This window comes from Salinarchaeum sp. Harcht-Bsk1 (assembly GCF_000403645.1).
GTDB lineage: Archaea > Halobacteriota > Halobacteria > Halobacteriales > Salinarchaeaceae > Salinarchaeum.
The window spans coordinates 109,275-122,315 of the sequence record NC_021313.1; the positions used below are offsets into that span (position 1 = coordinate 109,275).

Sequence of the window (13,041 nt, forward strand, 5' to 3'; positions counted from 1 at the left end):
GTGGAGCGTGCGAGGCAGGTGACGCCACCCGCCATCGACTCGGGGGTGTGCTATGCGTCTCGTTCAGGTACTGATCCCGGAGGGCAATCGCGCCAGCGTGCTCGACGCGCTCGACGAGTACGGCATCGACTACGCCGTCTTCGACGAGGTCGGGCGTGGTGACTTCGAGGCGATGGTCCAGTTTCCGGTGCCGCCGAGCGGCGTCGAACCGGTACTCGAAGACCTCCGCAGCGCGGGGATCGAGGAGGACGCCTACACGATCGTCGTTCCCACGGAGACGGTTATCTCCCGGCGGCTCTCCGCGCTCGTCGAGCGATTTCCTGGACTGCGCATCTCGCGTGAAGAGCTCCACGCCAGAGCCCAGGATCTCGCCCCTGCGAACTCCACGTTCTTCTCCTTCCTGCTGCTCAGTACGATCATCGCGACGACCGGCCTGCTCCTGGACTCGGCGGCGACGATCATCGGGGCGATGGTCGTGGCACCGCTGATGGGACCGGCGATTTCAGCGAGCGTCGGGACGATCCTCGACGACGAGCAGATGGCCGCCCGCGGCGTGAAGCTACAGGTGACCGGTCTCGTCGCCGCGATCGCCACCGCTGCAATCCTCGGGTTCGTCCTCGAGCAAACCGTCCTCTTGCCACCGGCGCTGGACATCAGGACCGTCCCCGAGATCGCCGAACGGACGAGTCCGAACGTGCTCTCGCTGTTCCTCGCGCTTGGCTCCGGACTCGCCGGCGCGATCAGCGTCATGCGGGGTGCTGGGTCGGCACTCGTCGGCGTCGCGATCGCGGTCGCCCTCGTGCCGCCAGCCGCGACCGCCGGACTCGGGATCGCGTTCGGGCTCCCCGGCGTCGCGATCGCCGCGGCCGTGCTCGTCGTCGTGAACCTCCTCGCGATCAACCTCTCGGCATTGACGCTGTTCTACCTCTCGGGATTCCGCCCGCTCGACGCTGGGCAGTACGTCGGCGTCAGGAGTTCCGTCTTCTCCCGGATCGTCGTCGTCGGGATCGGCATCGCCGTGCTCTCGATCGTGCTCGTCGGGGTGACGCTCGCGACGTTCTACACCGAGTCCGTCGAGCAGGAAGCCACATCCGAAATCGAGCGCGAGTTCGAGGAGGCGCAGTTCGAGTCGGTCGAACTCGAGGAGGTGAGCGTCGACTACACGACGACGGAACTACTGCTCGGGGAGGAGCCACAAGTCAACGTGCTGGTCGGGATCCCGAGGGACGAACCCGCACCGCCGGGTCTCGCCCAGCGGCTGGACGATCGGATCACCGAGGCGACCGGGCAGGACGTCGTCGTACGCGTCGGCTACATCGAGACGCAGTGGTCGGAGGACGAACCGCGAACCGAAGGGCGGCCGGTTCTTTCTCGAGAAGTGGCTTCCGACGCTCGTTGGAACATACCCGTTCGACCTCGAGGTCCTCCAATCTCGGAGTCCTCTCCAGGTTGAGAATTATCCAGCATCTCTCATAGGGGACACTTGAAGTAATGTTACGTAGATAGATCGTCGTCTAGGGTTATACTCATCTACTGTTTCGGGCCAAATTCTATTCGGCCGAGTGTAGTGGTTGAACCGTCCAACACTGTCCGTGCACCCCGACGCCGACCGTGCACCTCGATCGGTCGCCCGGAGACTATCAATTATTTTATCACTAGCCCGGAACTATAGACAGCTTCAATGGGCTATCGCCCACTCCAAGATATTACTAGATCAAATATTATCTGTACTGTACATCTTGTAGGAACTTCCCCGACGGGAACTATGATTCTGTACCAGATATCCGTTAGTGATGGGACGTTGGGCCCAACTCTGTGATTCCCCTACGACTCCGAGGTGAGCACCATCGGCTGGATCGAAGCGACTATTGCCGACAAATAATGTCGAGTCGACTAGCAACGGGGCACACCTCGGTGAGGAGGTTGCAAGATCGACTGACCAGTCCACTGAATGCGTCTGTCGATTCAATCGAACGAGTTTCGCTGTATCATCGGATGTCGTCGTAATATAGACGGCCTCCGGTCCGACTGCGCAATCTCCCGCGACGAGCTCACCCTCGCGCTGCCACTCCCAGCGAACGTCACCGGTCGACAGGTCAAAGGAGATGATAGTACTCACATTATTTGGGTCTTCGACTGTCAGTGGTACAAACACCGATCCGTCAACCACTGCGGCCGTGTGAAATACTTCGTCATACGACTGGCCACTATACGTGGACGAATCGAACGTCCAGACGGAATCACCCGTCGAAGCGTCCAGACATACGAACGTCGAACCGTATCGACCGGTGCCGATCACCACCGATTCGTCGGCAACCGTAACGGCACCGGAAACGGTGGCACCGTATTCGCCGTAGGTATCAAGACTGTGACGCCAGCGTTCACCCCCAGTTTCGGGGTCAAGTGCGGCGACGAACGCACTGTTCGTTCCACTCTGGGCAGCGAGATAGACGTCCCCGGAAACTGCGACGCTTCGATTTACGGGGTAGCCAGCAGTGTACGTCCAGCGGCCCTCGCCCGTGGAGGTATCTATTGCGTGAAGCTTACCGTCAGCTGCCCCGACAAATGCCGTCCCGTTTTGAACGGTTGGCGACGCATAAACGTCCTGACTCGTCTCGTAAACCCATCGTTCGGTTCCAGTAGCGAGATCGATACCCCGAACGGACCCACCGTATGTGGTAACCACCACTGTCTCGCCAGAGACCGCTGGAGACGATTCTGCGAACGTTTGACCCACCTCGCTGGTCCACTGGACGGACGCATCATCTCCAGGAGGAGTTTCGGACGGTGCGTAACCCGACCGGGCAGTATCGTACTGATACGTTTGCCACGATCCACTGGCGGATCCGATCTCATTCTGGGACCCCGAATCGTCATCGCCTTGTGGATCGGAGTCAGTCTCGTTTGATCCCGAGTCCGATCCTCCATCGCCCGTTCCAGAGTTATATTCGGTTTCGTTATCTCCAGTTCCGTCACGGGACGAACGTGACCCGTTGTGCCCGGTCGCTGAATCGTCCGCCGAATTGGAATTGTCACCGGTCGTCGAACAGCCAGCGAGGCCGAATACCAGAGCAGCCCCTGCCATCTTCAACGCTCGTCGTCTTGACGCCGCCATTGTGTGAATCCCGTTCGCTGCACGAGAGAGCGGTCAAATAAAAATACTGGCTAAAGCTGAGACTGTAGGGAGTGGCACAGTCGTCGGCTGAGTTCGTCACATCCGCGATCACTCGTCCACCAGTAACGTCCAAGCGAGAGAGAATGCGGTTTTGAGAGCACACGCGAAACATAGACTTGTCCGTCGCACCGACATCCTACGCCGCTTCCACGCCGGTCACCGTGATCCGCTTCGCCTCGACGTCCTCGAATCGAGCGCCCCAGCCGCCGACAGTGTGGCGTTCCTCGCCGTCGTCGACGACTATCGTCGCCGTTCCGGCGAGTTCCAGTAGTTCGGAATCCAGCGCGGACGCGGCCTCGGAGACGTACTCCGTGTCCACGACGGAGCCATCGATCGTGAGCGACTCGCCGCTCTCGGTGTCGCGGCCCTCGATCTCGACCGTCACGGTCGCGCCCTCGCGGATGGGCTGCAGATACTCGAGGAGGAACTGCCGAACGTCCGCGTAGCGCTTGGGAGTCTCGCCGGGTTCCTCGGCATAGAGGACCGGCCAGGGTAGCCACATGAAGATGAGGAAGTGCCAGAAGAAGACGTAGGTGAACGAGCGGTTCTGGAGGATCATGCCGTAGTCCTCGATCGCGGCCGGATTCGACGCGAACGCCGTCCGCTGCAGGTCCGACGTGACGACGAACGGCGAGGGACGCGGCCGTCGGTGGACGGCGCTACAGACGCCCTCGAAGTCCGAGTCGCCGAGTTCGGGATCCTCGTCGCGGTAGAGCAGCGTGACGTTGACCGTGGCGCCGCGCTCTTTCGCCTCCTCGAGGTCGCCACGGAGTTCCGCGAACTGCTCGGGGGTGAGCGTCGCGTGCACCTGGGTCTCGGCCTCGGCGACGAACGTCCGGGCAGCCTCGAGGACGGTGTCGAAGCGCTTGACGATGCTGACGGTGTGGTCGTCGAGACTCGGCTGTTCGTAGCGGTCCTCGATCTCCGCGGCCGCGTCCTCGAACAGCGACGCGCGCTCGGTCAGGTTCTCGACGACGGTCTGCGGATCGGTCGCACGAGCCTGGAACGTGTCCTGCTCGTAGAGTTCGACGTACCCCAGTTCGTCGAGGTCCCGGAGCACGTCGTAGATTCGAGCGTCCGGAACGTCGCTGGACCGTGCGACTTCGGTCGCGGAAGCCGTTCCGAGTTCGAGCAGGGTGACGTACGCGTCGGCCTGGTAGAAAGAGAGGTCCGCGGCCTGGAGGACCTCCGAAAGTTCCTCGGTGTCCATCGGGCGTTAGTTGACCACTCCAGTAGGTAAAAAGCATCGAGACTGGCGAATATTCGGGTCGACCGGGCTGCCGCTAGGGGTGTCCGACCGCAGCCGGGACCCGCCATGGCGCCGATAGCTCCGGTTCACTCGACCGGCGGATAGGCGACGGGACCGTCTAGCAGGGGATCGTCGGTTCGCTCCATCCACTCGCGAAGTTCCGTTCGGAGTGTCTCGAGGACCTCGCGATGCTCCGGGTCCGGATCACTCGCCGCAGACGTCGGTTCGTACGGCGTGCGGTCCGACGCGAGGTTCTCCTGCTCGGTCGGATCGGCCTCGAGGTCGTAGAGTTCCTCTTCGGGACGCTGCTCGACGTAGAACTCCTCGTGGACCTCTCGGCCCGACGGCGTGGGAACCACGTCCATCGGCACGAAGATGCGCGGCAACACCGAGAAGTTCCGGACGTACTTGTAGCGCTCCGTGCGGATCGCGCGGACCGGGTTGTACCGGTCGTGCCAGGTCATCTCGCCGAAAATCCGATCTCGCGGATCGTACGTCGTCACGTCAGTCTCGTCCTCGTTCTCGTCCACGAGCAGTCCCGCAAAGGATCGCCCGGCGACGTCGGTCGGTGGTTCGACGCCGACGAGGTCCAGTATTGTCGGCGTAAAATCGACGTTGCTGACGAGTTCCTCGTGGACGGCGCCGCCCTCGATCCGCTCAGGCTGGTAGAAGAGGAGCGCAGTCTCCAGCCCAGGGTCGTAGCAGGTCCCCTTGGCTCGGGGCATCGCCAGGCCGTGGTCGGTCGTAAAGACGAACAACGTCTCCTCGGCGAGCCCTGCATCGGCCAGCGCCTGCCGAAACTCGCCGATCGCGGGATCCAGCGTCTCCGCGATGAGCGACTGAAGCGCGGCGGTGTCCTCTCGAACGCCCGGCGCGTCCGGGAGGAACGGGAATCCCTCGACGGCCTCCGGCGACGGCTCGTCGTAGATCGACTCCGGGAGGTAGTCACGGCGGAACGGTCGGTGGGGTTCCTCGATCCCAATCGAGACGAAGAACGGCTCGCCCTCGTCAGCGTGCTGGCCATCCTCGACTCGCGCCTCGAAGAACTCGTCGACGACGTCCACGAGTTCGAGCGCCCGTTTCGTGTCGTCGTCGACGTGATCGTAGCCGAGTCGCTCCGGGTCGTCGGGCACCTCGTGCTGGAAGCCGAGGAGGTGCGTGGAGTAGCCGGCCTCGCGGAGGTACTTCGGGAGCGTCATCCAGTCGTCGTCGAGCGCCCAGCCCATGTGGGCCAGCCCCATGACGCCGTTCTCGTGCGGGTAGGCACCCGTCATCATGCTGGAGCGACTCGGCGAGCACTGCGGTGCGGTGCAGAAGCTGTTGGCCATCCGGACGCCCTCGTCGGCGAGGCCGTCGAGGTTCGGACTCTCGACGTCGGCGCCGTAGCACCCGAGGTACTGCCCCAGGTCGTGGCAGTGAACGAGGACCACGTTCGGGCCAGGCGCGTCGTCGGCAGCGTGCGGATCTCCCATGACCAACCAAGCACTGCCCGGCCACTTAATGACGGATCACGACGGGCGCATTCGCCGGCTCCGTGACACTTATCGGTAACTATGTCCGTAATTAATCAATAAAATTGAAGTAAATGGCTCGGTATGGTTGAGAGTGAGATGCCAGACGACCGACCAGAGTCGCTCCGAACGCGACGCGACGTACTGAAAACGACGGGCGCCGCATCGGCCATCGCGACGGCCGGTCTCGCGGGCTGTTTCGATAACTCGGGAGACGGCGGCGACGGCGACGGCGGCGGGTCGAGCCTCGAGATCACCGGCGTGTGGGCGGACGCCGAGCAGGAGGACTTCTCGGCCGTGATGGACCAGGTCGAGGAGAACTCCGACGTGAGCCTGACGTATCACCCGCGGACGACCGACTCCCTGCTCACCGGGACGCTGATGGACTACGAGTCGGGCGTGGCACCGGCAGACATCGTCGTCATGCCGTCGCCAGCGCGAATCGTGTCCGACGCGCAGAACGGCCACCTGGCACCGGTTGGCGACGCGTGGTCCGCGGACGACTTCGCGGTCGAACCCTCCCGCGTGACTGTCGACGGCGAGGTCTACGCCGCGCCGTTCAAGATGGACCTCAAGCCGGGCTTCTGGTACCGTCAGTCGTTCTTCGACGAGCACGGTCTCTCCGAGCCCGGAAGCTGGGAGGAGTTCCAGACGCTCCTCGACACGATCAGCGAGATCGACGGCGTCGACGCACCCATCGCGTCCGGGAACGGGACCGGCTGGCCCCTCAGCGACATCACCGAGGGCTTCTTCATGCGCCAGGACAACGGTGCAGAGCTCCAGCAGGGCCTGATCTCCGGTGACGCGTCCTTCACCGACGACCGGATCTCGTCCGCCTTCGAGGAGATCAAGTCGCTGCACGAGCAGGGCCACTTCAGCCAGACCCGGAACTTCGGGGTCCAGTACGAGTACTTCTGGGACGGCTCGACGCCGCTGTACTTCATGGGCTCGTTCACGCCCGCCCAGGACGCGGTGCAGGACCCATCGGACCTCGGCGTGTTCCGGATGCCCGGCGGAAACGGTATTACCTCCTCGATCAACTGGTTGACCGTGCCGTCGTACTCGGAGAACGTCGACGCCGCCGTGGACGCAATCGGCTCCCTCGTCTCGGCCGACGCACAGCAGGTGTGGGTCGAGCGAGGCGGCTTCATTGCCTCCAACATCAACGTGCCAGAAGACGCCTACCAGATCGAGGTCATGGCGCAGCTGCCCCAGCTCGCCAACGAAGTCACCGTCGTTCCGGACCTCGACGACGCGCTGGGCAACCCGTTCCAGGAGGAGTTCTGGTCACAGCTGAAGGGACTCTGGGCCTCCCCCGGCACGTCGACGTCCGACATCGTGTCAGCCCTCGACACCGCACACCAGGAGAGCCTGTCTAACTAACCGTGAGTTCGAACCCCACCGAATCGCGATCGGCGGACGACTGGTCCGTCGAGGCGATCAAGCGGATGTTCGATCCCGAGGAGCTTCGCCGCCGGAACCTCGTCTCGCTGGGGATGGACCTCCTCATCCTCGTGACCGTCGGGTTCCTCGCGATCCTCTTCACGAAGGGGTTCTTGGCGTCGATGCTCGCGGTGATCCCGGTGGCGACGCTCCTGTACTTCGGCTGGGCGTCGTCGAAAGCGTTCTTCGTCTCGGAGCTGCTGGCGATCGCGATCGCGCTCCTGGCGACGTACACCTACATGCTGCCGTACTGACGTTCTCGAACTCGCCGTCAGCGATCGATTTTTCTCCGCGCCGCTGTCCCGATGCCTCGCCTTTCCAGCGTTCACGCAGCTCCACCTCTACGATCGTAGCCCGCCAGCGACGCGGTCGTCTCATCGTGGCACGTCCGTTCCGCTTCCGAATACAATCTAGACCGGAAACGGTTGCCCACGATCCTGGCTCGCCGGTACTGGCGCCCAGTCGGATCCGATCGCATCGATCCCGACTGGATCCCACGGGATGCGAGTTCCCCGAAACCGCGTTGGCAGGGTCGATGCGTCGTCCGCTGGCAGCGCAGAGTACGAGTGGGCCGGCAGCCCACGTAGTGATCCGAGCCAGAGCAGCGTGCGACGACCCAGCCGAAAGCCGACCGTTTTGATCAGCCGATGTACCGACTAACCGACTGTTCCGATCAGCCGACTGTTCGGACCAGGAGACCGTCTCGACCAGCCGAAGCAACCAGACTGGTGGCGACGACGGCCGACGATCGTGCCGGTGCCGCCAGCGATGCTGGGACCGTCGATAATCCGAACGGCGCGAGCGACTGGCATCGCGCAAACCGGACTCCAGGATCTTCGAGGACGCGGATACGGAGAATCGGGTTCGCAAGCAAGCGAGGAAACAGCGGCTGATCAGTCCGCGACCGCTGCGACCATCCCCTGCTTGTAGTAGCGCTGCAGGGCGATGAACAGCAAGATCGGGACGATCATCGTCAGGACCGAGCCCGCAGCGACGAGCCCCCAGTCGATCTGCAGCCGACCCTTCATCAGCGGGAGCACCTGGGGTGCGAGCTTCTTCTCCTGGGACCGCATGAAGACCAGGGGGAAGAAGAACGAGTTCCAGACCCAGGTAAACTGGATGACCGCCACCGAAACGAGCGCGGGAGCGGAGTAGGGCAGCACGATCGACTTGAAGATCTGGTAGCGCGACGCGCCGTCGACGCGTGCAGCCTCCTCCAGTTCCTCGGGCAGGCCGAGGAGGTAGTTCCGGAGGAACATGACGACCCAGCCCAGTCCCCAGCCGATGTGGACCAGGATGAGGCCCATGTAGGTGTCGAACAGCCCGGTCTCCCGGAGCGTGTTGTAGTTCCCCATCGCGACGAGCTCCGGCGGTGCCGCCATGACGATGATCAGCAGGAAGAACAGGAACGTCTTGAGCGGGAAGTCGAAGCGCGCGAACGGGTACGCGACCATCGTCCCGAGCAGCGTCACGACGAGGACCGAGGGGATCGTGACGATCGCGGTGTTGAACAGGACCTGCTTCATCGGACCGGACTGGTAGTTCCAGGCCTGTTCGTAGTTCTCGAAGGTGATCGTCATCCCCTCGAGGTGCCACCAGCCCTGGATGATCTCACTCAGCGGGCGGACCGAGGCCATGAACAGGCCGATCAACGGGACCAGCCAGAGCAAGGCGATCGTGATCGCAATCACGTAGCGCGCGGCCCGACCTTTCGACGGGATCGACGCGAGCAGTCGCTCCTGCATCGTTCGATCGTCGGTCGGGGCGGTGTCCGGCACGTCGTAGCGAACGCGCGTGCCCCCGTCGGTTCGGGTGGTGCCGTCGGTGCCTGCGTCGCCGGCAGAACGCGCCTCGCCAGCGGTCGCATCGATCGGCTCGTCCGTGGAGTGTGGTGTATCAGTCATGCGGGATCAGTCCATGCTGGCGATGTACCAGGCCATCGGCAGTGCGATGAACAGTTCGATGAGCGCGACGACCATCGCCTCGCCGTAGCGGATCGGGATCGAGAATGCCGACTGGTAGACCTCGAGGCCGAGGACGGAGTACACGCCGTTCGGTCCGCCCGACGGCCCGCCGGCCGCGTAGACGATGGCGAAGATCCGGAGGACCCAGATCATCCCCATGATGACGACGACGGCAGTGACCGGCTTGACCAGCGGCCAGATGACGTCCCTGAAGCGGCGGTACCGGCCGGCCCCGTCGATCCGTGCCGACTCCAGCAAGGACGGATCGATCCCTGCCAGCGCCGAGCTGTACAGCAACATGCTGAATCCGGTCTGGACCCAGACGCCACCGGCGATCAGCGCGTAGATGGCGATCTGGGGCTCCTGCAGCCAGTTCCTGACCTGCCCCTCGAGACCGACCGAGGAGAGGAAGGCGTTGAAGATCCCCGCCTGCGGGTCGTAGACGAACAGGAGCACGAGGCCGATCACGACCGTCGGAGTCGTGAACGCGAGGAACACCATCGACCGAAGGATGCGTCGACCGCGGAGGTCGGCAAAGAGGAGCGCCAGGCCGAGTCCGAGGAACGTGCTCAGGGGCACGTGAACGACCATCCAGATCAGGTTCTGGGGCAGCGCCCCCATCGGGTACTCGAGACTCGTCAGGTTGTCCCAGTTGATGATGGCGTCGTTCTGGAACGTCTCGACCCAGGTCTCGAGCCCGACGAAGTGTTGCAGGTCGAACGCGTCCCACGCGTAGAAGCTCCCGAAGGCGGAGTAGACCATCGGGCCGACGGAGAAGATCGCGAACAGGGTGAGGCCGGGAACCATGAAGACGACGATCGCCTTCAGCTTCTCCCAGTCCACGGTCTGCTCCCGTCGATCCTCGAAGGAGTGCTCCGCGGACGGCTCGGTGGCGCGTTCCGTGGAGCGCTCCGTTGAGTGTTCGGTAGCCATGGGTATCAGGCAACGAGTATTCCGTCACCGTCGTAGAGATAGGCGTCCTCGGGCTCGAACGTGAGATAGACTGTCGTCCCCGGCTCGACCTCGGTCGTCGGCACCTTGACGTTGATCAGCTCTCCGGAGACGTCGACGTTCACCAGCACGTACTCGCCGAGCGGTTCGACAGTTTCGACGGTCCCCTTGATCGACCACTCGGATTCGGGCGGCTCGGTGGTGACGACCATGTCTTCGGGGCGGATGCCGAGGGAGACGTCGTCGGACTCCGTCTCGTTCTTGGCGGGCACGGTGTCGCCCGAGTCGAGGTCGATCGAGCCGTTCCGGCGGTGGCCCGGGAAGAGGTTCATCGGTGGCGATCCGATGAAATTCGCGATCCAGGTCGTCTGGGGTCGCCGGTAGAGCTCTTCGGGCTCGGCGACCTGCCGGATCGTCCCCTCGTTCATCACGGCGATCCGGTCGCCCATGCTCATCGCCTCCTCCTGGTTGTGCGTGACGTAGACCGTCGTGATGTCCAGCTCGTTCTGTAGCCGCTTGAGCTCGGATCGCATCTCGAGGCGGAGCTTCGCGTCGAGGTTCGAGAGCGGCTCGTCGAGGAGGAACACGGACGGCTCGCGAACGATCGCCCGTGCCAGGGAGGTCCGCTGGCGTTGGCCACCGGAGATCTCTGCGGGGTCGCTCTCGAGCTGGTCCTCGATATGGAGCAGTTCGGCGGTCTCGGCCACGCGCTCGTCCCGCTCTTCCGGCGGGATGCCCCGGACTTTCAGCGGGTACTCGATGTTCTCCCGCACCGTCATGTGCGGGTAGAGCGCGTAGTTCTGGAACACCATCGCGACGTTGCGGTCGGCGGGTGGATCCCTGTCGACGCGGTCGTCGTCGAAGTAGATCTCACCCTCCGAGGGCGTCTCGAGTCCGGCGATCATCCGGAGCGCCGTCGTCTTCCCACAGCCGGACGGTCCGAGGAACACCAGAAACTCCCCGTCCTCGACCTCGAGGTCGAGCTTGTAGTTCGCGACTGTGTCACCCCCGTCGAAGTACTTGCTGACGGACCGCATGGAGATGCGGGTCATCGGCGTACCGACACGATACTCGTTTACGGCACTTATAATTAATCATTCCTAAAGGACTTGTAAGGCGTGGGGTAGATCGCCTGATGCTCTCGATTTTCGGGGATGACCCAACAGTTATTTATGAATACTGGGGTAAATTGGCACCGATGACTTTCCGCGGGTTCGACTACAGCAACTACCCCCAGGTCTCCGGTGAGCTATTCCGGGCCGTCCAGCAACGAGGTCCATTCGACGACGCCAAACGGTTCGTCGACTCGGTGCCACGCGTGCAAGCGGATCTCCTCCACGAGCGGTATCTCGCACTCGAGGAGGCGGGCACGCTCGACGTGGACGCCTTCGTCGAGGAACACTTCCGGGTACCCGAACCGATCGCCGCGAATCCACAGCTCCAGCCGGATCGGACCATGGAAGAACACGTCGAGGCGCTCTGGGAGCCCCTGACGCGGACGTTCAACGTCGATCCGGATTCGGGGAGCACGCTCGTCCCGCTTCCCGAGCCCCACGTCGTCCCCGGGGGACGGTTCCGCGAGATGTACTACTGGGACAGCTACTTCGCGATGGAGGGACTCGCCGCGAGCGACCGCCTCGAACTCGTCGAGGGGATGATCGAGAACGTCGCCTCTCTGCTGGATCGCTTCGACTTCGTCCCACTCGGCAACCGCGTCTACTACGATAGCCGCTCGCAAGTCCCGCTGTTCTACCGCATGCTCCGCATTCTCGAACGCGAGCGCGGCCCCGCCGCGGTCGAACCCTACCTCGACGCCCTCCAGACCGAGCACGCCTACTGGATGGACGGCAGCGATCTGGTCGGTTCGGTCGGTGATCGCCGGAGTCACCGCCGGACCGTCGCCCTCCCCGACGGGACCGTCGTGAACCGCTACTGGGACGACCGGGCCAGTCCACGTCCAGAGGCCCACTGGAACGATCGCGAACTCGCAAAGAAGGTACCGACGGACGATCGCCCCCGTCTCTTTCGAGACCTCCGGGCGGCAGCCGAGTCTGGCTGGGACTTCAGCACTCGCTGGATGGAAACGGGGGAGGACCTCACCTCGATTCGCACGACTGAACTCGTCCCCGTCGACCTCAACGCCGTGCTGTTCGGGATGGAGACGGCGCTCGCTGAGTGGCTCCCACGCGTCGACGAACACGAGGCTGCGGACCGGTACGCGAGTGCTGCGAACCGTCGCCGCGAGGCCATCGAGCGCTACTGCTGGAGCGACGACGCGTCGCTGTACGTCGACTACGTCTGGACCGAGGAGCAACGATCCGAGCAGAGCACGCTCGCCGGGGCCGTCCCGCTGTTCACCGGCATCCCGGAGCAGGACCGGGCCGACGCGGTGGCCGAGCGGCTCCGCGAGTTGTTCCTGGAGCGGGGTGGGCTCCTCACGACCCTCGAAGAGTCCGGCGAGCAGTGGGACGCACCGAACGGCTGGGCACCGTTGCAGTGGATGGCGATCGAAGGGCTTCGCCGGTACGGCCACGACGACCTCGCGGCCGAAATCGCCGATCGATGGCTAGCGGTGAATCGAACCGGCTTCGAGACCACTGGCCAGATGGCCGAGAAGTACGACGTCGAGTCGAAGTCGGTGTCGCCCGACAGCGGCGAGTACGACCTCCAGTACGGGTTCGCCTGGACGAACGGCGTGGTCGCTGCATTGACGGCACGAGAAGAGACGGCGTAGAAAATCGAGCGGCA

General features: G+C 63.7%; 10 protein-coding genes. 4 read left to right on the top strand and 6 right to left on the bottom strand.

Annotation, left to right across the window (positions count from 1 at the left end; all coding sequences use genetic code 11):
* Window positions 1-52: 52 nt before the first annotated feature.
* On the top strand, window positions 53-1,453 hold the full coding sequence (locus L593_RS00560; RefSeq protein WP_020444960.1) for a TIGR00341 family protein: 1,401 nt from the start codon (window positions 53-55) through the stop codon (window positions 1,451-1,453).
* A gap of 261 nt (window positions 1,454-1,714) precedes the next feature.
* Here L593_RS00560 and L593_RS16500 read toward each other — a convergent pair whose 3' ends face one another.
* From L593_RS16500 to L593_RS00570, 3 genes are all read right to left on the bottom strand, one after another.
* The gene (locus tag L593_RS16500; protein ID WP_081638613.1) at window positions 1,715-3,115 is read right to left on the bottom strand and encodes a PQQ-binding-like beta-propeller repeat protein; all 1,401 of its coding nucleotides are present in this window, start codon (window positions 3,113-3,115) and stop codon (window positions 1,715-1,717) included.
* A gap of 196 nt (window positions 3,116-3,311) precedes the next feature.
* On the bottom strand, window positions 3,312-4,385 hold the full coding sequence (locus L593_RS00565) for a TrmB family transcriptional regulator (RefSeq protein ID WP_020444962.1): 1,074 nt from the start codon (window positions 4,383-4,385) through the stop codon (window positions 3,312-3,314).
* A gap of 125 nt (window positions 4,386-4,510) precedes the next feature.
* The gene (locus L593_RS00570; RefSeq protein ID WP_020444963.1) at window positions 4,511-5,896 is read right to left on the bottom strand and encodes a sulfatase; all 1,386 of its coding nucleotides are present in this window, start codon (window positions 5,894-5,896) and stop codon (window positions 4,511-4,513) included.
* 123 nt (window positions 5,897-6,019) lie between these two features.
* Between L593_RS00570 and L593_RS00575 the strand changes: the two genes are divergently transcribed.
* Complete coding sequence (locus L593_RS00575) at window positions 6,020-7,318, top strand: ABC transporter substrate-binding protein (RefSeq protein ID WP_020444964.1); 1,299 nt, start codon at window positions 6,020-6,022, stop codon at window positions 7,316-7,318.
* Between the two features lie 2 nt (window positions 7,319-7,320).
* Entirely contained in the window at window positions 7,321-7,632 is a 312-nt protein-coding gene (locus L593_RS00580; protein WP_020444965.1) for a hypothetical protein, read from the top strand.
* A gap of 639 nt (window positions 7,633-8,271) precedes the next feature.
* Here L593_RS00580 and L593_RS00585 read toward each other — a convergent pair.
* The 3 genes from L593_RS00585 to L593_RS00595 form a co-directional block, all read right to left on the bottom strand.
* Window positions 8,272-9,282, bottom strand: coding sequence for a carbohydrate ABC transporter permease (locus L593_RS00585; RefSeq protein WP_020444966.1), 1,011 nt, complete (start codon window positions 9,280-9,282; stop codon window positions 8,272-8,274).
* A 6-nt stretch (window positions 9,283-9,288) separates the two neighbouring features.
* Window positions 9,289-10,149: a carbohydrate ABC transporter permease gene (locus L593_RS00590; RefSeq protein WP_394296467.1), complete on the bottom strand. Its 861-nt coding sequence runs from the start codon at window positions 10,147-10,149 to the stop codon at window positions 9,289-9,291.
* A gap of 131 nt (window positions 10,150-10,280) precedes the next feature.
* Window positions 10,281-11,330, bottom strand: coding sequence for an ABC transporter ATP-binding protein (locus L593_RS00595; protein ID WP_049894227.1), 1,050 nt, complete (start codon window positions 11,328-11,330; stop codon window positions 10,281-10,283).
* Between the two features lie 161 nt (window positions 11,331-11,491).
* On the opposite strand from L593_RS00595, the gene L593_RS00600 reads away from it, so the two are divergent.
* Window positions 11,492-13,027: a trehalase family glycosidase gene (locus L593_RS00600; protein ID WP_020444969.1), complete on the top strand. Its 1,536-nt coding sequence runs from the start codon at window positions 11,492-11,494 to the stop codon at window positions 13,025-13,027.
* The last annotated feature ends 14 nt before the right edge of the window (window positions 13,028-13,041 follow it).

What these genes read in the sequence shown, in the direction of transcription:
- L593_RS00565 (WP_020444962.1), bottom strand. Translation starts at nt 4,385, where the DNA reads ATGGACACCGAGGAACTTTCGGAGGTCCTCCAGGCCGCGGACCTCTCT.
- L593_RS16500 (WP_081638613.1), bottom strand. Translation starts at nt 3,115, where the DNA reads ATGGCGGCGTCAAGACGACGAGCGTTGAAGATGGCAGGGGCTGCTCTG.
- L593_RS00585 (WP_020444966.1), bottom strand. Translation starts at nt 9,282, where the DNA reads ATGACTGATACACCACACTCCACGGACGAGCCGATCGATGCGACCGCT.
- L593_RS00590 (WP_394296467.1), bottom strand. Translation starts at nt 10,149, where the DNA reads ATGGTTCCCGGCCTCACCCTGTTCGCGATCTTCTCCGTCGGCCCGATG.
- L593_RS00560 (WP_020444960.1), top strand. Translation starts at nt 53, where the DNA reads ATGCGTCTCGTTCAGGTACTGATCCCGGAGGGCAATCGCGCCAGCGTG.
- L593_RS00595 (WP_049894227.1), bottom strand. Translation starts at nt 11,330, where the DNA reads ATGCGGTCCGTCAGCAAGTACTTCGACGGGGGTGACACAGTCGCGAAC.
- L593_RS00600 (WP_020444969.1), top strand. Translation starts at nt 11,492, where the DNA reads ATGACTTTCCGCGGGTTCGACTACAGCAACTACCCCCAGGTCTCCGGT.
- L593_RS00575 (WP_020444964.1), top strand. Translation starts at nt 6,020, where the DNA reads ATGGTTGAGAGTGAGATGCCAGACGACCGACCAGAGTCGCTCCGAACG.
- L593_RS00570 (WP_020444963.1), bottom strand. Translation starts at nt 5,896, where the DNA reads ATGGGAGATCCGCACGCTGCCGACGACGCGCCTGGCCCGAACGTGGTC.